Annotated in this window: 17 protein-coding genes; 15 read left to right on the top strand and 2 right to left on the bottom strand. The window is 68.4% G+C overall.

Annotation, left to right across the window (positions count from 1 at the left end):
- Positions 1-48 precede the first annotated feature (48 nt).
- From ACJMKZ_RS04380 to ACJMKZ_RS04365, 4 genes are read left to right on the top strand one after another with little or no spacing between them, the layout of a single operon-like run.
- Entirely contained in the window at positions 49-762 is a 714-nt protein-coding gene (locus tag ACJMKZ_RS04380; protein WP_405231978.1) for a C39 family peptidase, read from the top strand.
- Positions 759-2231, top strand: coding sequence for a RimK family protein (locus tag ACJMKZ_RS04375; protein ID WP_405231977.1), 1473 nt, complete (start codon positions 759-761; stop codon positions 2229-2231). The genes ACJMKZ_RS04380 and ACJMKZ_RS04375 overlap by 4 nt, the downstream gene beginning before the upstream one ends.
- On the top strand, positions 2224-3465 hold the full coding sequence (locus tag ACJMKZ_RS04370; RefSeq protein WP_405231976.1) for a carboxylate-amine ligase: 1242 nt from the start codon (positions 2224-2226) through the stop codon (positions 3463-3465). The genes ACJMKZ_RS04375 and ACJMKZ_RS04370 overlap by 8 nt, the downstream gene beginning before the upstream one ends.
- Positions 3449-4183, top strand: a complete 735-nt coding sequence (locus tag ACJMKZ_RS04365; protein ID WP_405231975.1) for an N-formylglutamate amidohydrolase — start codon at positions 3449-3451, stop codon at positions 4181-4183. Before ACJMKZ_RS04370 ends, ACJMKZ_RS04365 begins: the two co-directional genes overlap by 17 nt.
- On the opposite strand, the gene ACJMKZ_RS04360 is transcribed toward ACJMKZ_RS04365, so the two are convergent.
- Positions 4146-5081, bottom strand: coding sequence for a sensor domain-containing diguanylate cyclase (locus tag ACJMKZ_RS04360; protein ID WP_405233133.1), 936 nt, complete (start codon positions 5079-5081; stop codon positions 4146-4148). The genes ACJMKZ_RS04365 and ACJMKZ_RS04360 overlap by 38 nt on opposite strands.
- A 218-nt stretch (positions 5082-5299) precedes the next feature.
- Between ACJMKZ_RS04360 and ACJMKZ_RS04355 the strand changes: the two genes are divergently transcribed.
- The 3 genes from ACJMKZ_RS04355 (at position 5300) to ACJMKZ_RS04345 (ending at position 8507) form a co-directional block, all read left to right on the top strand.
- The gene (locus ACJMKZ_RS04355; protein WP_405231974.1) at positions 5300-7126 is read left to right on the top strand and encodes a protein kinase domain-containing protein; all 1827 of its coding nucleotides are present in this window, start codon (positions 5300-5302) and stop codon (positions 7124-7126) included.
- 83 nt (positions 7127-7209) lie between these two features.
- Entirely contained in the window at positions 7210-7542 is a 333-nt protein-coding gene (locus ACJMKZ_RS04350; protein ID WP_405228044.1) for a YegP family protein, read from the top strand.
- A 152-nt stretch (positions 7543-7694) separates the two neighbouring features.
- A complete protein-coding gene (locus tag ACJMKZ_RS04345; RefSeq protein ID WP_405231973.1) occupies positions 7695-8507 on the top strand; it encodes a tyrosine-protein phosphatase in 813 nt (270 codons plus the stop codon).
- A 21-nt stretch (positions 8508-8528) separates the two neighbouring features.
- Here ACJMKZ_RS04345 and ACJMKZ_RS04340 read toward each other — a convergent pair whose 3' ends face one another.
- Positions 8529-9134, bottom strand: coding sequence for a rhomboid family intramembrane serine protease (locus ACJMKZ_RS04340; protein WP_405231972.1), 606 nt, complete (start codon positions 9132-9134; stop codon positions 8529-8531).
- Positions 9135-9242: 108 nt separating this feature from the next.
- Between ACJMKZ_RS04340 and ACJMKZ_RS04335 the strand changes: the two genes are divergently transcribed.
- From ACJMKZ_RS04335 to ACJMKZ_RS04300, 8 genes are all read left to right on the top strand, one after another.
- On the top strand, positions 9243-10271 hold the full coding sequence (locus tag ACJMKZ_RS04335) for an amidoligase family protein (RefSeq protein ID WP_405231971.1): 1029 nt from the start codon (positions 9243-9245) through the stop codon (positions 10269-10271).
- A complete protein-coding gene (locus tag ACJMKZ_RS04330; RefSeq protein ID WP_405231970.1) occupies positions 10244-10945 on the top strand; it encodes a gamma-glutamyl-gamma-aminobutyrate hydrolase family protein in 702 nt (233 codons plus the stop codon). Before ACJMKZ_RS04335 ends, ACJMKZ_RS04330 begins: the two co-directional genes overlap by 28 nt.
- Entirely contained in the window at positions 10942-11379 is a 438-nt protein-coding gene (locus ACJMKZ_RS04325) for a YqaA family protein (RefSeq protein ID WP_405231969.1), read from the top strand. The genes ACJMKZ_RS04330 and ACJMKZ_RS04325 overlap by 4 nt, the downstream gene beginning before the upstream one ends.
- Positions 11380-11506: 127 nt before the next feature.
- Positions 11507-12850, top strand: coding sequence for an MFS transporter (locus ACJMKZ_RS04320; RefSeq protein WP_405231968.1), 1344 nt, complete (start codon positions 11507-11509; stop codon positions 12848-12850).
- 14 nt (positions 12851-12864) lie between these two features.
- Positions 12865-13176 carry a hypothetical protein gene (locus ACJMKZ_RS04315; protein WP_405231967.1) on the top strand — a complete coding sequence of 104 codons (312 nt, stop codon included), beginning with the start codon at positions 12865-12867 and terminating at the stop codon, positions 13174-13176.
- A gap of 85 nt (positions 13177-13261) precedes the next feature.
- Positions 13262-14797, top strand: a complete 1536-nt coding sequence (locus ACJMKZ_RS04310; RefSeq protein ID WP_405231966.1) for a Re/Si-specific NAD(P)(+) transhydrogenase subunit alpha — start codon at positions 13262-13264, stop codon at positions 14795-14797.
- 9 nt (positions 14798-14806) lie between these two features.
- Positions 14807-16198: a Re/Si-specific NAD(P)(+) transhydrogenase subunit beta gene (gene pntB, locus ACJMKZ_RS04305; protein ID WP_405231965.1), complete on the top strand. Its 1392-nt coding sequence runs from the start codon at positions 14807-14809 to the stop codon at positions 16196-16198.
- A 6-nt stretch (positions 16199-16204) separates the two neighbouring features.
- Complete coding sequence (locus ACJMKZ_RS04300; RefSeq protein WP_405231964.1) at positions 16205-19657, top strand: pyruvate carboxylase; 3453 nt, start codon at positions 16205-16207, stop codon at positions 19655-19657.

The following is a 19657-nucleotide window of genomic DNA, read 5'->3' as shown; positions in this document are numbered from 1 at the left end:
TATGCTAGCGTCTCTCGGCGCCGCGCCGCGGCCGGTCGACTCGCCGCATTGGCAACCAACCTCCAACTCGAGATCGTTCCCCAGCCGGACGACATGACCTGCGGGCCTACCTGCCTGCACGCCGTCTATGCGTACTGGGACGACCCCATCGGACTCGATCGTCTGCTGGCCGAGGTACGCATGCTGCCGGCCGGTGGCACCCTCGACGTGTTCCTGGCCAATCACGCGCTCGCCCGCGGCTATGACGTGACCATCTTCACCTACAACCTGCACGTGTTCGATCCGTCCTGGTTCCCGGCCGGTGCGGATGCGCTTTCCGAACGGCTGCGGCGCCAGCGCGAAGTCAAGCGCGACGGCCGGCTGCAGGCCGCGACGGCGGGCTACCTGCGCTTCCTCGAACTCGGCGGAAAAGTGCGCTACGAGGATCTCACCACCAGCCTGATCCGCCGTTACCTGAAGAAGGGGGTGCCGATCATGACCGGGCTCAGCGCCACCTACCTGTACCGCAGCGCCCGGGAGATCCCGGACACGATGGCTGCGGACGACATCCGCGGCGAGCCCTGCGGCCATTTCGTGGTGCTCTCGGGTTACGACAGGCGCACGCGCCAGGTGAAGGTGGCGGATCCCTACCGGGCCAACCCCTACTCGGCGGACGGCTATTACCCGGTGGACATCCGCCGGCTGATCGGCGCCGTGTTTCTCGGCATCGCCACCTACGACGCCAACCTGCTGGTCATCCGTCCGCGGAGCGAGCGGCCGTGACCAACCTGATCGTCGTCGACGACCGCGAGCACTGGCCCGGGGAGATCGCCGGGGCCCGGGTGGTGGATGCACTCACCTATCTCACGGCCGAGGAGTTCAGCCGCGGCCGCGGCCTGCGCGTCTTCAACCTCTGCGCCTCCTACCGCTACCAGCAGTACGGTTACTACGTCTCGCTGCTGGCGACGGCCCGCGGTCAACGTCCGCTGCCGGATGTGGCGACCATCCAGGACCTGAAGACGCGCACGCTGCCGCGTCTCGCGAGCGACGATCTGGATGCGATCATCCAGCGCAGCCTGCACACGCTGGAGTCGGAGGAGTTCACGCTCAGCGTGTACTTCGGCCGCAACATCGCGCGGCGCCACGAGCGGCTGGCCAGGGCGCTGTTCAACCTGTTCCCGGCGCCGCTGATCCGGGCCTCGTTCCGCCGCCGCGATGGCAAGTGGTTGCTGGAGAACGTGCGCGCGGTACCGGTTGGCGAGATCCCGGAGTCCCACCGGGACTTCCTGCTGGTGTCCATAGAGGCCCACTTCGCCCGGCGCAGGCCGAGCCGCCGGCGCGAGACTCCGGGCGGCTATGACCTGGCCGTGCTCGTGAACGCCGACGAGGCGTCGCCGCCGTCCGATGCGCAGGGGCTGCGCCGCATCACACGCGCCGCCCGCCGAGCCGGATTCAACGTGGAGCTGATCGGGAGGGACGATTTCGGCCGCCTGGCGGAATTCGACGCGCTGTTCATCCGCGAGACCACCAGCGTGAACCATCACACCTACCGTTTCGCCCGGCGCGCGGAGCTGGAGGGGCTGGTGGTCATCGACGACCCCATCTCGATCATCCGCTGCACGAACAAGGTCTACCTCGCCGAGATGATGCGCCGGCTCGGCGTGCCGACGCCGAAGACGCTGATCGTCAGCCGCAAGAATGCGGCGGTCATCGCCGAGGGCCTCGGCTTCCCCTGCGTGCTGAAGCAGCCGGACTCCAGTTTCTCGGCCGGCGTCACCCGGGCTGACGATCCGGCGGAGCTGGACGCCGCGCTGAAGGCCATGTTCGAGAAGTCCGACCTGGTCGTGGCCCAGGCCTTCCTGCCGACGGACTTCGACTGGCGGATCGGCGTGCTGGATCGCCAGCCCCTGTTCGCGTGCCGCTACTACATGGTGGAGCGGCACTGGCAGATCTACCAGCGTTCGGACACCGGGCGGGTGAGTTCGGGGCGCTGGGATACGATGCCCGTCGACGACGTGCCCGCCGAGGTCACCGACAGCGCGCTCAGGGCGGCCAACGCCATCGGCAACGGCCTGTACGGCGTGGACGTGAAGCAGACCGGGAAGCGCTGCTACGTGATCGAGGTGAACGACAACCCGAGCCTCGACGGCGGGGTCGAGGACGCCGTGCTCGGCGATCAGCTCTACGACCGCATCATGGCCGTCTTCCTGGCGCGGGTGGAAGCCCGCAAGCGGGGCCGCGCCAATGGCTGACCGGGACACGCTGGGCCTGTTCGAGGGCTACGGCATCGAGATCGAATACATGATCGTGGATGCGGCCAGCCTGGACCCGGCGCCGGCCTGCGACTGGCTGCTCACCGAGGCCGCGGGCGAGCTCACGGACGAGTACGACAACGGTGCCATCGCCTGGAACAACGAACTCGCCATGCACGTGGTGGAGTTCAAGACCAACGGCCCGGTGCCCTCCTTGGACGGCGTGGCCGGCCACTTCCAGGCGAACGTCGCCCGCGCCGGCGAGATACTGGCCGGCCGCGGGCTGCGTCTGCTGCCGGGGGCCATGCACCCCTGGCTGGAGCCCGCCACCGACATCCGTCTGTGGCCCCACGGTCAGCGCGACATCTACCAGGCGTTCGACCGCATCTTCGACTGCCGCGGCCACGGCTGGGGCAACCTGCAGAGCATGCAGATCAACCTGCCGTTTCGCGGCGACCGGGAATTCGCGGCGCTGCATGCAGGGGTGCGGCTGGTGCTGCCGCTCCTGCCCGGCATCGCGGCCAGTTCGCCTGTCATCGACGGTTTCGTCACCGAGCGCCGGGACAACCGGATGCGCGTCTATCGCAGCAACTGCGCCCGGGTGCCCTCGGTGACCGGCCAGGTGGTGCCGGAGCCGATTGCGGGCATGGACGATTACCACGAGCGCATACTGGAGCGGACCTACGGCGACCTCGCGCCGCTCGATCCGGACGGCGTGCTGCGCCACGAGTGGGTGAACGCCCGCGGCGCCATCGCCCGTTTCGACCGTATGGCCATCGAGATCCGCGTCATCGACAGTCAGGAGTGCCCGGCGGCCGACCTCGCGATTGCGGATCTCGCGGCGGGCGTGATCCGCGCGCTGGTGGAGGAGACCTGGGCGCCGCTGGCGACGATCGCGGCCTGGCCCCAGGACGACCTGGTGCGATTGCTGGCGCTCACCGAAGAGCGGGCCGAGTCCCTCGAGATCACGGACTCCCGTTTCCTGCGCTGCTTCGGCTACGACGGCAGCTCGGAGACCGTGAGCCACCTGTGGGGGCGGCTGGCCGAGGACCTGAGCGCGCGGGGCTGGCTGCTGCCCGCATCCGAGGAGCCGCTCGAGCTGTATCTCCGCCACGGCACGCTGGCAAGCCGCATTCGCCGGGCGCTGCCGCCCGAGCCGGGCCGCAACGACCTGCGGGAGGTCTATCGCCAGCTCGCCGACTGCCTCGACGCCGGCCATGGCTTCGTGCCCTGAGACCCGCCTCGTCCTGACCAGCGAGCACGGCACCGCCGCGGTGCCGGCCCGCCATGCGGAGCTCTTCCGCGGGGCCGACGAGCTGCTGTCGAGCCACCGCGCTGTGGATCTGGGCAGCGCGGAGCTGACCACCTATCTCGCACGCCGCACCGGCGTGCGGCCGCACCGCGCACGGGTGACCCGGCTGCTGATCGACTGCAACCGCTCGCCCGGTCACCCGGGGCTCTACTCCGAATTCAGCCGCGCCCTGCCGGCCGCCGAGAGGGCACGCCTGCTCGAGTGCTACTACCGACCCTACCGCGAGGCGGTCGAGGCCGACATCGCACGCGGCATCGAGGCGGGGCAGACGGTGTTGCACGTCTCCGTGCACAGCTTCGCCCGCGTGCTGGACGGGCAGGAGAGGAATGCGGACGTGGGCCTGCTCTACGATCCGGGCCGCGAGCGCGAGAGGGCGTTCTGTCGACGCTGGCAGTCGCTGTTGCAGACCGAGCCCGGCCTGCGCGTGCGGCGAAACTACCCCTACCGGGGCATTGCTGACGGCCTGGTGACCTGGCTGCGCCGGCGTTTCCCCGCCGGGCGCTACGTCGGCATCGAACTGGAGGTCTGTCAGGACATCGCGAGCGGGGGCGATCCCCGCTGGGGACGGCTGAAGCGGCTGCTGGGCGACAGCCTGGAGGCCGTCATGGCGAGCGCTTGCTCCGCTTCTGCGCGTACATGAGGGCATCGGCCTCGCGCAGCATGCTGTCGAGATCGCCGTGGCGGTCCGGGTCGAACAGGACGCGCCCGACGCTGTAGGCCAGCCGATAGTCCTGCCCGGCTTCCGCGTTGCAGTCCGTCACCCGCCGGGCCAGCCGCTCCAGCGGGGCGGCGAGGTCTGCGGCGCCGATGTCCGCCGCGAATACGCAGAACTCGTCGCCGCCCAGCCGTGCCACCACGTCGGAGTGGCGGAACGATTTCAACAGCAGCCGGGCGAACGTGCGGATGGCGCGGTCGCCCTGCTCGTGGCCGCGGGCGTCGTTGATCTCCTTCAGACCGTCCAGGTCGATGACCAGCAGCGCTGCCGGCTTGTCGTGGTTGGCGCACAGGCGCATCAGGCGCTCCGCCGTGCGCAGGAAGCCGCGCCGGTTGGCCAGCCGTGTGAGCTCGTCCGTGACCGCCAGGGTCATGTTCTCGAGCTCCGCCTCCACCATCTCGCCGAGTTCGCACAGCATCTCCATGTCCTCCACGGAGAACAGACGCGGCACCGTGTCCACGGTGAAGAAGGTGCCCACCCGGGAGCCGCCCGGCGCTGACAGCGGATAGCCGGCGTAGAAGCGGAAGCCGGTGCCGTCGGCGAGCAGCGGGTGATCCGCATAGCGGGGATCCGCCGCCGTGTCGTGGACGACGAAGACGTCGTCGGCCGCCAGCGTGGCCGCAGGGTCCGGCGCCGCCGGCGCGCCGTCGATGTTCGTACGCTCGCCGTCGAGGCGCACCCGCGCTACCGGCGTACCGAACAGGCGTTTTGCCAGCCGGGTCGCCCGCTCGAAGCGCTCGTCCTCGGGCGCGTCGAGCATCCGCAGGGAATGGAACAGCTGCAGGCGCGTCGTCTCGCCGCTGGCATCGGTGGATGTCGGCATCACTCGCGGGTTCTCCGTCTTGGTCGTTGCGGCCACCCTACATAATCGGGCGCGACGGCAGTGTGATCCGCGGCACATAAGCGCGGCGGCCCGCCGCCGCGGAACTGGATCACGGTTTCGCGACTCACTTCTCAGGTCGGGAACTGAGCGGCCGCTAAGATTCTCTGGGAGGCGATGAAGGCCGGGTCATACCGTCGGGGATCAGCAGCCGGGGCAGCATGGAAGAACAGCAACAACAACGCATTGGACGATTCGAGGTGAAGCAGCGCCTCGGTCGCGGCGCCCAGGGCTCGGTGTACCTGGCGCACGACCCGTCGCTGGAGCGGCTGGTCGCGGTCAAGCTGCTGAATGCCAGCAACCCGGAGCTCGCAGCCGTGGACGAGGATGGCCGCACCCCGCTGGAGGGGCGCATCGCGAGCCGGCTGCGCCATCCCAACATCGTCTTCATCTACGACGCCGGCGAGTACAAGGGACTGCCGTACCTCGTCTTCGAGTACGTGCAGGGCAAGACGCTGCGCCACATCCTGAGCCAGCACGGCGCCCTGCCGCTGGAACGCGTGTGCGCGTTGATCGGCCCCATCCTGGACGGCGTTGCGGCGGCCCACGAGGAGGATGTGATCCATCTCGACCTCAATCCCCGCAACGTGCTGCTGGACAAGGACGAGCGCCCCCGCATCATGGACTTCGGCTTGTCCCAGGTGGTTGGCCGGGTCAGGCGCAGCAAGGACACGGCCACCGGCACCCTGCGCTACATGGCGCCGGAGCATTTCCGCGGCGGCGAGCTGGGACCCGCGACCGACGTTTTCGCCCTGGGCAGCACCTTCTACGAACTCGTCGCCGGCCGCCCGGCGATGCACGGCGATTCCGCGCCCGCCATCATCCACCAGCTCTGCGAGAGGTCCGTGGACATGGCGCCGTTGCAGGGCTGGCCCGCCGGGGAACTCTTCGCCGCCTTTCTGAAAGGGGCGCTGGAGAAAGACCCGGCCGCCCGCTACCGGGACGCCGGTGCCATGCGCGAGGCGTTCCGGCTGTTCCTGCAGGAGTCGGGCCTCGGCGAACAGGCGCAGTCCCAGTCTCACAGCACGGTGGAATTCCTGCTGCGGCGCATGCAGCGCAAGCAGGACTTCCCGACCATCTCGCGCACCCTGGTGGATATCAACCGGCTCACGGCCAGCGGCAGCGACGCGCCGGCGGAGAAGCTCGCGAACGTGATCCTGCGCGACTACGCGCTGACCAGCAAGCTCCTGAAACTGGTCAACTCCGCCTTCTACGGCCACATCGCCAACGAGGTCACCAGCATCTCCCACGCGGTAATGCTGCTCGGCTTCGAGAAGGTGCGCATGATTGCCAACAGCCTCACCTTCTTCGGCCGCATGCAGGGCAGCCCGGAGCTGAAGGACGCCACCACCCGCTCGTTCATGTGCGGGCTCATGGCCCGCCACCTGGCGCGGCGCAGGGGGCTCCCCGGTGCGGAGGAGGCGTTCATCTACGGCCTGTTCCGCAACCTCGGCGAGAACCTGGTCATCTACTATTTTCCCGAGGAGCATGGCGAGATCCGCCGTCTCATGGTGACCCGCGAGTTATCCAAGATGGCCGCGTCCCGCGGCGTGCTCGGCGTGAGCTACGAGGATCTCGGCGCCGCCGTGGCCCGCGTGTGGAAGCTCCCGGATGCCATCATCGACGTGATCCGCGGGCTGCCCAACGACGAGCCGGAGGAGCCGGCATCGGAGGCCGACCGGCTGCGGGACATCGCGATATTCGCCGAGGAACTCTGCGACGTGGCCGGCATGGACGACCACGAGACCCAGGACGTCGCTCTGGCCCGGCTGGTGGAGCGCTTCTCGGCCAGCGTCGGGGTCGATGCGGAATTCGCCGGCCGGCTCGTCGCGGCCGGCGCGGACAAGCTCCGCCAGTACGCCCCCGTCTTCGAGATCGATGTCGCCGGCAGCGCGTTCTGCCGTTCCGCCATCGCGTGGTCGCGCCGCTATTGCGAGGGCGGCGAGTTCGGCGCCACAGAGACAGCCGTCCGGCAGAAAGCCGGCTGATCCCGCGGCCATCCATCCGACAGCCGCCGAATTGATGGTATATTCGTGCGCACGGACAACTATCATCGGAGAAGGAACAGGCAATGGCTGGGAAATTCGAAATCTACAAGGACAAGAAGGGCGAGTATCGTTTCCGTCTGGTGGCGGGCAATGGTGAGAATCTGCTCGCGAGCGAGGGTTACAAGTCGAAGTCGAGCGCCATGAACGGCGCCGAGTCCGTGCAGAAGAACTGTGGCGACGCCAATTGCTTCGTCAAGAACACGACTCCCACGGGCAAGTTCCGCTTCAATATGAAGGCGAAGAACCACCAGGTCATCGGCACCAGCCAGAACTACGAGTCGGAGTCGAGCCGCGACAACGGTATCCAGGCTGTCGCTCGCGCCGCCAAAGGGGCGAAGGTCGTCGATCTGACCTGAGGGAGCGGCGGCGGCAGCACTGCCGCCACTGCATCGGACAGACCGATCGGACAGAGGCGGATCCGGCCACCGGATCCGCCTTTTCTTTTTTCGACAGGCCCGCGCTCCGCGTGCAGAGGCAGGCGGGCGTGGCAGAATAGTGGTGAATCCCCTTGTCCGAATCGCTGATGACCCAGACCGCCGCATCCGCCAAGGAGCCGCCCCGCCTGATCCCGTTCGAGCGCGCGCCGAATTTTCGCGACCTCGGCGGCTATTGCACGGCAGAGGGGCGCCAGGTCGCCTGGGGCCGCGCGTTTCGCAGCAGCCACCTCGGCTGGCTGACGCCGGCCGACCGCGAACGCTTCGCCGCGCTGAACATCGGCGAGGTATTCGACCTGCGCCGGACCAGCGAGTCCGAGGCCTATGCCAACCGGATCCCGCCCAGCATCCGCAGCCACCATTTCGATATCGACGTCGGCAGCACGAAGAGCTACCGCCGGCGGCTGGAGGCGGGCACCGCCACCCGCGAGTCCACTCACGACATGATGGTGGACGCGTACCGCAGCTACGTCACCGGATTCGCGGAGCGCTTCGGCCGTCTGCTGAAACTGCTGGCCACCGCCGACGAACACGCGGTGGTCATCCACTGCATGGTCGGCAAGGATCGCACCGGCATCGCCGCCGCCCTGCTGCTCGGCGCCCTGGAGGTGCCCCGGGAGGACATTCTCGAGGACTACCTGCTGTCCTCCACCTATTATCCGCCCGAGGAGATCCTCGCTCGCATCCGTCAGACCATCGAGGACTCGCTGGCGGGGCCGTGGGACGACGAGACGGTGGCGCCGTTCTGCTCCGTCCACGAGGACTACCTCACCGCGGCCTTCGAGGAGATTGACCGGCGCTACGGTGACACGGAGGCCTATCTGCGCGCAGCGCTCGAGCTGGACGACGCGGATCTGGGACTGCTGCGCGAGCGCTTCCTGGAGTAGGGCGGGAGTAGCGCGGCTGCGTCAGCCCAGCATGGCGAAAAGCCGTTGCCAGGCGCCCGGGTCGGTGACGGCCACGAATATCAGGCCCGATAGCGCGCCCCAGAGGTGCGCGTCGTGGTTGATCCTGCCCGCGGCGCGGCGCGCCGAATACCAGCTGTAGACGACGTAGGCCACCGCGAACAGCGGCGCCGGTATCGGCACCGGCAGCGGCAGGATGAAGATCGAATAGGTCGGAAAGTAGACGATGAAGGCGAACAGCACCGCAGAGATGGCGCCCGAGGCGCCCAGCGAGGCGTAGCCGGGGTTGTCGCGGTGCTTCACGAAGGTGCCGGCATGGCTCGCCAGCAGCCCGATCGCGTAGAGGATCACGAACGGCACCGTGCCGATGTGGCGCTCGAGCGGCAGGCCGAAGAAGAAGAACGTGATCATGTTGAAGGCGAGGTGGGGCACGTCGCCATGGATGAAGCCGCTGGTGACGGCGGTGTGCCAGTCGCGCCCGCGGCGCAGCCGGGCGGGCCGGAACAGGTTCGCCTCGATGATGCGCGGATTAGCGTACAGGCCCGCCAGGCTGACCGCGAGGGTCAGCACGAGCAGCGCGAGTGAGGCGGGATTGGCGGCTAATGACATCGATCGGCTCCGGGCTGGCCCGTATGCTAGCACCCCGGCTGGCACCGCAGTGCGTCCTCCTCGTCGGCAAATGGGCATCTGCGCAGGGCTTCTGCTAGTGTCGACCGGATGGACGAAGGCGACTACACAGACCTGTTCCGCGACTGGCATGTGCCGCTGCCGCCGGTCACCGAAAACCCGGACGGCGAGCCCCGGCGGGTGGGCGTCGAGCTGGAGATGATCGGTCCCGGCGTGGCCGAGGTCAGCCGGCTGGTGGCCACCCATTTCGGCGGGCAGGTGGAGGAGAAGAGCCGCTACGAACACCTGGTGCACGGCGATCCCGCCGGCGACTGGGGGGTGGAGCTCGACTACGAATACCTCAAGCAGAAGGGCCGCGAAGAAGACCCGGAGTCGGACCTGGCCGCCTTCATCGACGAGGCCGCCGAGAGTCTCGTCCGTGCCGGCGCCGAGGCGGTGGTGCCGGTGGAGGTGGTCAGCCCGCCGCTGCCGATGGAGCGCCTCGCGGAGGTGCAGTCGCTGATCGCGCGGCTGCGCCATGCCGGCGCCCGGGGGACCGGGGCCGGCATCTCCTACGCCTTCGGCCTGCAGCTCAACCCGGAACTGCCGTCGCTGGACCCGGGCACCGTCGTCGCCTATCTCAAGGCTTTCTTCTGCCTGTACGACTGGCTGGAGAAGCGCTCGGCACCCGATTTCACGCGGCGGCTGACCCGCTTCATGGCGCCGTTCCCCGCCCGCTACGTGCGCAAGGTGGTCGACCCCGATTACCAGCCCGGCCAGGCGCGCCTGATCGACGACTACCTGGCGGACAACCCCACGCGCAACCGGGCGCTGGATCTGCTGCCGCTGTTTCTCCATCTGGACGAGCAGCGGGTGCGCGCGGTGGTGGACGACCCGCGGGTGAAGCCGCGCCCCACCTTCCACTACCGCCTGCCGAATTGCGAGATCGATCGGCCCTACTGGGGCATCCATCTCGCCTGGGCCGACTGGCTGAAGGTGGAGGCGCTGGCGGCGGACCGGGCGAGGCTCACTCGCATCTGCAGGGCCTATGCCCGCTGGCTGGACGAGCCGCTCGGGCACCTGCTGGAGAACTGGGCACGGGAGGTCGAGTCTTGGCTGGGCCAGACGGCAGACCGCTGATCGGCATCACCGGCCCGCGCCGTGGGGCGTGGGGACCGCGAGTCTGCGTGCATCTCGGCGTGCTGCTGGCCGGCGGCCGGCCGCGCCACCTGCGGCCCGGCGACCGGGTGTCCACGGGCGACCTGGACGGCGTGATCGTCACCGGCGGGCACGACGTGGAACCGGTGCTCTACAAGGCCGAGGCCGAGGTCGAGGGCCGCTACGACCCGGAGCGTGACGCCTTCGAATCCGAGATCATCGACTGCGCGCTCGCCGACGGCACGCCGCTGCTCGGCATTTGCCGGGGCGCGCAGCTCCTGAACGTGCGGCTGGGCGGCACCCTGTTCCAGGACCTGCGCAGCCGCCGCCACCGCACCTCGCACCGGCGCACGCTGCTGCCGCTGAAGACGCTGTGCGTGCGCGAGGACACCCGGCTGGCCGGTCTTCTCGGCGGACAGGAACTGAAGATCAACAGCCTGCACAACCAGAGCATCGACCGGCTGGGCGAGGGCCTGGAGGTGTCCGGCCGGGATCTCGACGAGATCGTTCAGGCCGTGGAGGAACCCCGTCGCCATTTCCTCATGGGCGTGCAGTGGCACCCGGAGTTCCTGCTGTACCTGTCCCGTCAGCGGCGGCTGTTCCGCCGGCTGGTGGCGGCGGCCCGGGAGTATCGGTCCGGGGGGCCGCACGCTTGATCACCTACGTCGGCCTCTTCTTCACCGCACTCCTGGCGGCCACGCTGCTGCCGTTCTACTCGGAGGTCCTGTTCGCCGGCCTGCTGGTGGAAGGCTACGACCCGCTGGCGCTGTGGGCCTGGGCGACGGCCGGCAACACGCTGGGCGGGGCGGTGAACTGGGCGCTGGCGCGTTTCTTCCTGCGCTTCGAGGACCGGCGCTGGTTTCCGTTCCGGGAGAAGAATCTGGGCCGCGCCCAGGCCTGGTTCCAGCGCTACGGCGTCTGGTCCCTGCTGATGGCCTGGGCGCCGATCGGCGGCGATGCGCTCACCTTCGTCGCCGGGCTGATGCGGGTGCGCTTCGGGCTGTTCCTGCTGCTGGTCGGCATCGGCAAGGGCGCCCGCTACGCCGTCGTGCTCTGGATGGTGGAGGGCGCGAGTCGAGCGGTCGCCTGACGCGGGCAAAAATTGACAGCCCGGTCGGTATTCTGCATCTTGCCGCGGTCGGCTGACTCGGGGGAGCGCCGCCGGGGGTGCGAGCCCGGTACGATCGCGGGGGAAAGATGTGGATGCGCGACCGCCCTTGAGTCTGGCGGATAACCGCTACGCTCGTCGGGCGTTGCTCTGCCTGCTGTATTTCACCCAGGGGTTCCCCTGGGGTTTCGCCACCGTCGCGTTGCTGGCCATCCTGAGCGAGGCGGGCCACGACAAGGCCCAGACGGCCACCGTGACGGCCATGGCGATCCTGCCCTGGAGCTTCAAGTTCGTCTGGGCTCCGATGATCGACTCGCTGCGGTTCCCGGCGATGGGGCTGCGCCGTCCCTGGCTCATGTTCGCCCAGAGCGCCATGGCCGTGACGCTGCTGGGTGCCGTGTACACGGGAGCGCTGGAGAGTACGGGCACGCTGACCTGGATCGCCTGGGTGTTCTTCATCCACAACTGCTTCGCGTCGATGCAGGACGTGGCGGCGGACGCGCTGGCGGTAGACCTGCTGGACGACAGCGAGCGGGGCCGGGTCAACGGCTTCATGTGGGGCTCGAAACTCGTCGGCATCGCGGTGGGCGGCGCCGGCATGGGCTTCGTGGCCGCCCGCTGGGGCATCCCGACGGCCGTCATCATCCAGGCGGTGATGGTGATCGCGGTGCTGGCGGTGGTCATCGCCTGGCCGGAGCGGGCGGGCGAGAAGCGGCTGCCGTGGAGCGCCGGGCGGGCCCAGGGTGTCGCCGCGGCGCGGGATTTCGGGCCGTTGATCACGCTGAAAGAGCTGAAGCGCGCCTTCTCCAACCGCACCACGGCCACGTTGCTGATATTCGGCGTCATCCACGTCTCGACCGAAGGCCTGTTCTACCCCCTGACCACGGAGTTCTTCGTGCAGGGACTGGGCTGGAGCGCGGAGCGGTTCTCCCGGGCCCAGGGGACCTGGGGCGTGCTCGGCGAACTGGTGGGCGCGCTGGCCGGCGGCTATCTCTGCGACCGTTACGGGCGCCGGCGCATGGCGGCGGTGGGGCTCACCGTGCTCGCCGCGTCCATGGGCGGCTTCGGTCTGCTGTTCGCCGGTTCCTTCGATGCCGACGGCGGGCACGTGGTGCTGCTGCCGGCCTTCAAGGGCGCCATGGCATTTTCGACCGTCGCCATGTTCTCGCTCTACATGAAGGTCTCCTGGACGGCGGCCGCGGCCACCCAGTTCACGCTGTACATGGCCATGGGCAACCTCGGGTACGCGCTGGGCGCCAAGCTGCTGACCTGGCTGGATCTGGCCGGCTACGACCTGCGCCTGGACGAGCTCTACCTGCTGGGCGGGATCATGCCGCTGCTGGCGCTGCTGCTGCTGATCGGCCTGGATCCCGACGGCGTCGAGCGGCGCAAGATCGCCGAGCGCGAAGCTCTCGCGGCCAGGGCGGTCGCGAGGGCCGCTGCAGCAGGCTGAGTTAGACTGGGGTCATGGACGACGTGGCCCCGAGACCTTCTTCCCAGGGCATCTACATCCTGGCGGCGCTGTGGGCGCTGGTGATGCTGTCGGCGGCGGTCGCGCCACGCCTGGTGCCGGCGGATGGAGGGCTGGCTTCGGGCGCTACGGCCACGCTGGCGGTGCTGGCGCTGCTGAGCCTCGCCGCGCTGATCGCCGTGTGGCTGCTGCTGCAGACACTGCCCCGCCTGCGCGCGCTGGGACGGCTCCCGCGGGTGCTGGGAATCGCGCCCGCCGTACTGAATATCCTGGCCATCGCCTGGGTCTGGCACCTCATCACCGTCTGACGCGGGAACGATTCTTCCGTATCATTGGGGATTGGCCCGGCCCGCCGAAGGGCCCGAGAACTAAGAACTCAACGTGGAGAACCCTATGAAGATCGGTGTGCCCCGGGAGACATGGCCCGGCGAGAAACGCGTGGCCACCACTCCCGAAGTGGTCGGTCAGCTGATCAAGCTCGGATTCTCGGTGCAGGTGGAGAGCGGCGCCGGCAGCGCCGCGGATTTCTCCGACGATGCCTACAGCGAGGCCGGCGCGAGCATCGTCGAGAACGCCCACGAACTCTGGAAGACCAGCGAGATCGTCCTGAAGGTGCGCCCGCCCGAGAGCGAGGAGGTGGAACTCCTGCAGGAAGGCCAGACACTGGTGAGCTTCCTGTGGCCGGCCCAGAACGAGGATCTCCTGAACCGGCTCTCCGAGAAGAAGGTGACGGTGCTCGCGATGGATTCCATCCCGCGCATCTCCCGCGCCCAGAAGATGGACGCGCTCTCCTCCATGGCGAACATCGCCGGTTACCGCGCCGTCATCGAGGCCGCCCAGCATTTCGGGCGTTTCTTCACCGGCCAGATCACCGCGGCCGGCAAGATCCCGCCCGCCAGGGTGCTGGTGATCGGCGCCGGCGTGGCAGGTCTGGCGGCGATTGGCGCTGCGCGCGGCATGGGCGCCATCGTGCGCTCCTTCGACACCCGCCCCGAAGTGAAGGAGCAGGTGGAGAGCATGGACGCCGAGTTCCTGATGCTCGACTTCGAGGAAGAGGGCTCGGGCGAGGGCGGCTACGCCAAGGTCATGAGCGAGGAGTTCATCAAGGCCGAGATGGCGCTGTTCGCCGAGCAGGCGAAGGACGTGGACATCATCATCACGACGGCGCTCATCCCGGGCAAGCCGGCGCCGAAGCTCATCACCGCCGAGATGGTGGAGTCGATGAAGCCGGGCAGCGTCGTCGTCGACCTGGCCTCGGAGCAGGGCGGCAACTGCGAGCTGACCGAGCCGAACGAGGTGGTCGAGCAGCACGGCGTGACCATCATCGGTTACACGGATCTGCCGAGCCGGCTCGCGGCCCAGTCCAGCCAGCTGTACGGCACAAACCTCCGCCACCTGCTGACCGACATGACGCCGGAGAAGGACGGCAAAATCGTCGTCGACTTCGACGACGAGGTGGTGCGCGGCGCCACCGTGGTGAAGGAGGGTGAGATCACGTGGCCGCCGCCGGCGCCCAAGATCAGCGCGGCGCCGCCGCCGAAGGCTGAAGCCGAGCCGCCGCCACCGCCGGCCGAGGAGAAGAAGCCGAGCGTGTGGGGCCCGGTGGTCCTGTTCGGCGTGGGCGCGCTGGCGATGCTCGGACTCGGCGCGGTCGCGCCGCCGTCCTTCATGCAGCACTTCACCGTGTTCGTGCTGGCCTGCTTCGTCGGCTACATGGTCATCTGGAACGTGAGGCCTTCGCTGCACACGCCGCTGATGAGCGTCACGAATGCCATCTCCAGCATCATCATCATCGGTGCGCTGCTGCAGATCTCCTCGCCGGTCGGCTGGATCGCCTGGATGGCCGGTTTCACGGTGCTGATCACCGCCATCAATATCGCCGGTGGTTTCGCCGTCACGCAGCGCATGCTGCAGATGTTCCGCAAGTAGGAGACAGACATGCCACAGGGAATCGTCACCGTCGCTTACATCGGCGCGACCATCCTCTTCATCCTCGCCCTGGGCGGGCTCTCCAACCAGGAGACCGCGCGGCGGGGGAACCTCTACGGCATCACGGGCATGGCCATCGCCCTGCTTGCCACCATCTTCGGCATCGTCACCGACAACTACGTCCTGCTGATCGTGGCGCTCGCCATCGGCGGCACCATCGGCCTGCTGGTAGCGCGGCGTGTGCAGATGACCCAGATGCCGGAGCTGGTCGCCATCCTGCACAGCCTCGTGGGCCTCGCCGCCGTGTGCGTCGGCTTCGTCAACTTCGGCGACCCCTCGGTGCACTTCACCGGCGTCGACAAGACCATCCACGACGTGGAGACCTATCTCGGCATCCTCATCGGTGCCGTTACTTTCTCGGGCTCGGTGATCGCCTTCGGCAAGCTGTCCGGACGCATGGGCGGCAATCCGCTGCTGCTGCCCGCCCGGCACTGGCTGAATCTCGGCCTGCTGATCGGCGCCATCTGGCTCGGTGCCGAGTTCGTCGAGCAGTCGGCGGCCGGCGGCGGGCTGTGGCCGCTCATCTTCATGACCCTCATCGCGCTCGCCTTCGGCGTGCACATGGTGATGGCGATCGGCGGCGCGGACATGCCCGTGGTGGTCTCGATGCTGAACAGCTACTCCGGCTGGGCGGCGGCGGCCACCGGCTTCATGCTCAGTAACGATCTCCTGATCGTGACCGGCGCGCTGGTGGGCTCCAGCGGCGCCATCCTCTCCTACATCATGTGCCGGGCCATGAACCGCAAGTTCCTGAACGTGATCGCCGGCGGCTTCGGCACCGGCGGCGGCATGGCCGCGGCGGGCGACGGCGAGGAGGGAGAGGTCAACCCCATCACCCCGGAGGACACCGCTGCGCTGCTGGACGACGCCAAGGAAGTGATGATCGTGCCCGGCTACGGCATGGCCGTGGCCCAGGCCCAGCACGTCGTGTATGAACTCACGCGCATGCTGCGCGACAAGGGCGTGAACGTGCGCTTCGGCATCCACCCGGTGGCCGGCCGCATGCCGGGCCACATGAACGTGCTGCTGGCCGAGTCCAAGGTGCCCTACGACATCGTGTTCGAGATGGACGAGATCAACGACGACTTCCCGGATGTGGACGTCTCCATCGTGATCGGCGCCAACGACATCGTGAACCCGTCCGCCCAGGAAGTGCCGGACAGCCCCATCGCCGGCATGCCGGTGCTGGAGGTGTGGAAGGGCAAGACCACGATCGTGCTGAAGCGCAGCATGGCCACCGGCTATGCCGGCGTGCAGAACCCGCTGTTCTTCAAGGAGAATACGCGCATGCTGTTCGGCGACGCCAGGGAGAGCCTGGATGCCGTACTGAAAGCCCTCTGACGCTCCGTGGCCGGTAAAACGATCACGAAAATCCTCGTCGCGAACCGGAGCGAGATCGCGATCCGGATCGTGCGCGCCGCCTACGAGCTGGGACTCGAGGCGGTCAACGTCTATTCCGACGAGGATCATCTCACCCTGCACCGCTTCAGCGGCCACGAGGCCTACCGGATAGGCCACGGCCTCACGCCCACGGGCGCCTACCTGAACATCGACGAGATGCTGCGGGTGGCGCGCCAGTCCGGCTGCGATGCCGTGCATCCGGGTTACGGCTTCCTGTCCGAGAACCCGGACTTCGCCGAGGCCTGCGCTGAGGCCGGCATCACCTTCATCGGCCCGAGGCCGGAGGTGATGCGCCGGCTCGGCAACAAGGTGCAGGCCCGCCAGATCGCCGAGGCCGCCGACGTGCCGGTGATGCCGGCCACCGAACCGCTGCCGGACGACCGGGACGAGGTCTCGCGCCTGGCGGCGGAGATCGGCTACCCGGTGATGCTGAAGGCGAGCTGGGGCGGCGGCGGCCGCGGCATGCGGGTCATCGAGGACGAGCGCGAGCTGCACGGCCAGATCGAAATGGCGCGCCGTGAGGCGAAGGCCGCCTTCGGCAACGACGAGGTGTACCTGGAGAAACTGGTGCGCCGCGCTCGCCATGTCGAGGTGCAGGTGCTGGGCGACGAGCACGGCAACGTGGTGCACCTGTTCGAGCGGGACTGCAGCGTGCAGCGCCGTCACCAGAAGGTGGTGGAACGCGCGCCGGCGCCCTACCTGGATGACGCGGCCCGGGAGGACATCTGCAACGCCGCACTGCGGCTAGCCCGCTCGGTCGACTACACCAATGCGGGCACCGTCGAGTTCCTGCAGGACGTCGACACCGGCGCCTTCTACTTCATCGAGGTCAACCCGCGGGTGCAGGTGGAGCACACCGTCACGGAGCAGGTGACCGGACTCGACATCGTCAAGAGTCAGATCCAGATCGCCGCCGGCGGGCGCATCGGCGACCCCGACACCTGCGGCATCCCGGCGCAGGCCGACATCCGCATGCGCGGCTCGGCGCTGCAGTGCCGGGTGACCACCGAGGATCCGCGCAACAACTTCATCCCGGATTTCGGCCGCATCGTCGCCTACCGCAGCCCGGCGGGCCCGGGCATCCGCCTGGACGCGGGCACCGCGTATTCGGGCGCGGTCATCACGCGTCATTACGACAGTCTGCTGGTGAAGGTCACCGCATCGGGTCAGAACGACCTGGAGGCCGTCCATCGCATGCGCCGTGCGCTCGGCGAATTCCGCGTGCGCGGCGTGGAGACCAACCTCGAGTTCCTGCAGGGCCTGGTGACCCACCCGCGATTCCTCGAGGCCGATTACAACACCCGCTTCATCGACGAGACGCCGGAGCTGCTCGACCTGCCGCTGCCGCAGACCCACGCGACCAAGCTCGTCCACTACATCGGCGAGGTGATCGTCAACGGCAACGCCCAGGTGGAGGGCCGCGCGCGGCCGGCGAGCCGCCGGGCGCCCGAGCCGCCGCCGGTGCCGGACCTCCCGGTCGCCGACGGCGTTCGCCAGATTCTGGAGCGCGACGGCCCCGAGGCGGTCGCCCGCTGGCTGAAGGAACAGCCGGTGCCGGTGGTGACCGACACCACGTTCCGCGACGCCCACCAGTCGCTGCTCGCCACCCGCATGCGCTCGATCGACATGCTGCGGATCGCGCCCCACTACGCGCGGCTCATGCCCGGCCTTTTCTCCGTGGAGTCCTGGGGCGGCGCCACCTTCGACGTCGCCATGCGCTTCCTGAAGGAAGACCCGTGGCAGCGGCTGGCCGATCTCTCCGAGGCCATGCCGAATCTCATGCAGCAGATGCTGCTCCGGGCATCGAACGGCGTCGGCTACACCAACTACCCGGACAACGTGGTGCGCCACTTCACCCACCGGGCGGCGGAGGCGGGCGTCGACGTCTTCCGCATCTTCGACTGCCTGAACTGGGTGGAAAACATGCGCGTCGCCATCGACAGCGTGCGCGAGACCGGCAAGATCGCCGAGGCGGCCATCTGCTACACCGGTGACATCCTGGACCCTGGCCGCCCCAATTACGACCTGGCCTATTACGTGGAGCTGGCGAAGGAGCTCGAGGCCGCGGGCGCCCACATCCTGGCCATCAAGGACATGGCCGGGCTGCTGAAGCCCGCGGCCGCGACGAAGCTGATAACGGCGCTGAAGCAGGAGATCGGCCTGCCCATCCACTTCCATACCCACGACACCAGCGGTGCCGCCGTCTCCAGCATCCTCGCGGCGGTGGCCGCCGGAGTGGATGCCTTCGACACCGCGATGGACGCCATGAGCGGCCTCACCTCCCAGCCCTGCATGGGCTCGGCGGTGGCGGCGCTGAAATTCACCGATCACGACACCGGCCTGGACGAGACCCACATCCGCACCCTGTCCAATTACTGGGAGCAGGTGCGCGGCCAGTACGCCGCGTTCGAGCCCGACATCCGCGCGGGCGCCTCCGAGGTCTATCTGCACGAGATGCCCGGCGGCCAGTTCACCAATCTCAAGGAACAGGCGAACTCGCTCGGCATCGGCCGGCGGTGGCACGAGGTCGCGCGGGCCTATGCCGACGTGAACCAGGCCTTCGGCGACATCGTCAAGGTGACGCCGTCCTCGAAAGTGGTGGGCGACATGGCGCTGATGATGGTCACCCAGGACATCACCATCGAGCAGGTCTGCGACCCGGAGCGTGACATCTCCTTCCCCGACTCGGTGGTGGCTCTCTTCGCCGGCGAGCTCGGCCAGCCACCCGGCGGTTTCCCGCGCGACCTGCAGAAGAAGGTGCTGCGCGGGAAGAAACCGCTCACCGACCGGCCGGGCAAGCATCTGGAGCCGGTGGATCTCGAGGCGGAACGCGAGAAGCTGTCCGAGACCATCGGCCGGCCGGCCTCGGAGCTGGATCTGGCCAGCCACAACATGTATCCGAAGGTCTTCGGCGAGTTCGAGGCCCACTGGCAGGAGTACGGCGACGTGAGCGTCCTGCCGACTCACGTGTTCTTCTACGGCATGGAGCCCGGCGAGGACATCACGGTCACCATCGTCGAGGACGGGCGCCAGGCGGTGATCCGTTATCTCACGGCTTCCGAAGCGGACCCCGAGGGCGTGCGCCACCTGTTCTTCGAGGTGAACGGCTGGCCGGCCTCGGTGCGCATCGCCGACAACGCGCTGGCCCACGACAAGGTCATGCACGAGCGTGCCGACCTGTCCAACCCGAAACACGTCGCCGCGCCGATGCCGGGCCTGATCGTCTCCGTCGCAGTCGAACCAGGCCAGAAGGTGGAGCGGGGCGATCCGCTGCTGACCATGGAAGCCATGAAGATGGAGACCGCGGTCTCGGCCGAGCGAGAGGGCACCGTGAAGCGGGTGGTCGCCGGCCCCGGTGCCCAGGTCGAGGCGAAAGATCTGCTGATCGAGTTCGAGTAA

The organism is Lentisalinibacter salinarum (genome assembly GCF_040706555.1).
GTDB lineage: Bacteria > Pseudomonadota > Gammaproteobacteria > Steroidobacterales > Woeseiaceae > Lentisalinibacter > Lentisalinibacter salinarum.
Note: the sequence above shows the minus strand (reverse complement) of the source record. Positions and strands in the feature narration are given on the sequence as shown.

Coding starts and splice junctions, on each gene's coding strand:
- ACJMKZ_RS04370 (WP_405231976.1), top strand. CDS start 2,224: ATGGCTGACCGGGACACGCTGGGCCTGTTCGAGGGCTACGGCATCGAG.
- ACJMKZ_RS04340 (WP_405231972.1), bottom strand. CDS start 9,134: ATGTCATTAGCCGCCAATCCCGCCTCACTCGCGCTGCTCGTGCTGACC.
- ACJMKZ_RS04355 (WP_405231974.1), top strand. CDS start 5,300: ATGGAAGAACAGCAACAACAACGCATTGGACGATTCGAGGTGAAGCAG.
- pntB (WP_405231965.1), top strand. CDS start 14,807: ATGCCACAGGGAATCGTCACCGTCGCTTACATCGGCGCGACCATCCTC.
- ACJMKZ_RS04365 (WP_405231975.1), top strand. CDS start 3,449: ATGGCTTCGTGCCCTGAGACCCGCCTCGTCCTGACCAGCGAGCACGGC.
- ACJMKZ_RS04360 (WP_405233133.1), bottom strand. CDS start 5,081: ATGCCGACATCCACCGATGCCAGCGGCGAGACGACGCGCCTGCAGCTG.
- ACJMKZ_RS04335 (WP_405231971.1), top strand. CDS start 9,243: ATGGACGAAGGCGACTACACAGACCTGTTCCGCGACTGGCATGTGCCG.
- ACJMKZ_RS04350 (WP_405228044.1), top strand. CDS start 7,210: ATGGCTGGGAAATTCGAAATCTACAAGGACAAGAAGGGCGAGTATCGT.
- ACJMKZ_RS04310 (WP_405231966.1), top strand. CDS start 13,262: ATGAAGATCGGTGTGCCCCGGGAGACATGGCCCGGCGAGAAACGCGTG.
- ACJMKZ_RS04315 (WP_405231967.1), top strand. CDS start 12,865: ATGGACGACGTGGCCCCGAGACCTTCTTCCCAGGGCATCTACATCCTG.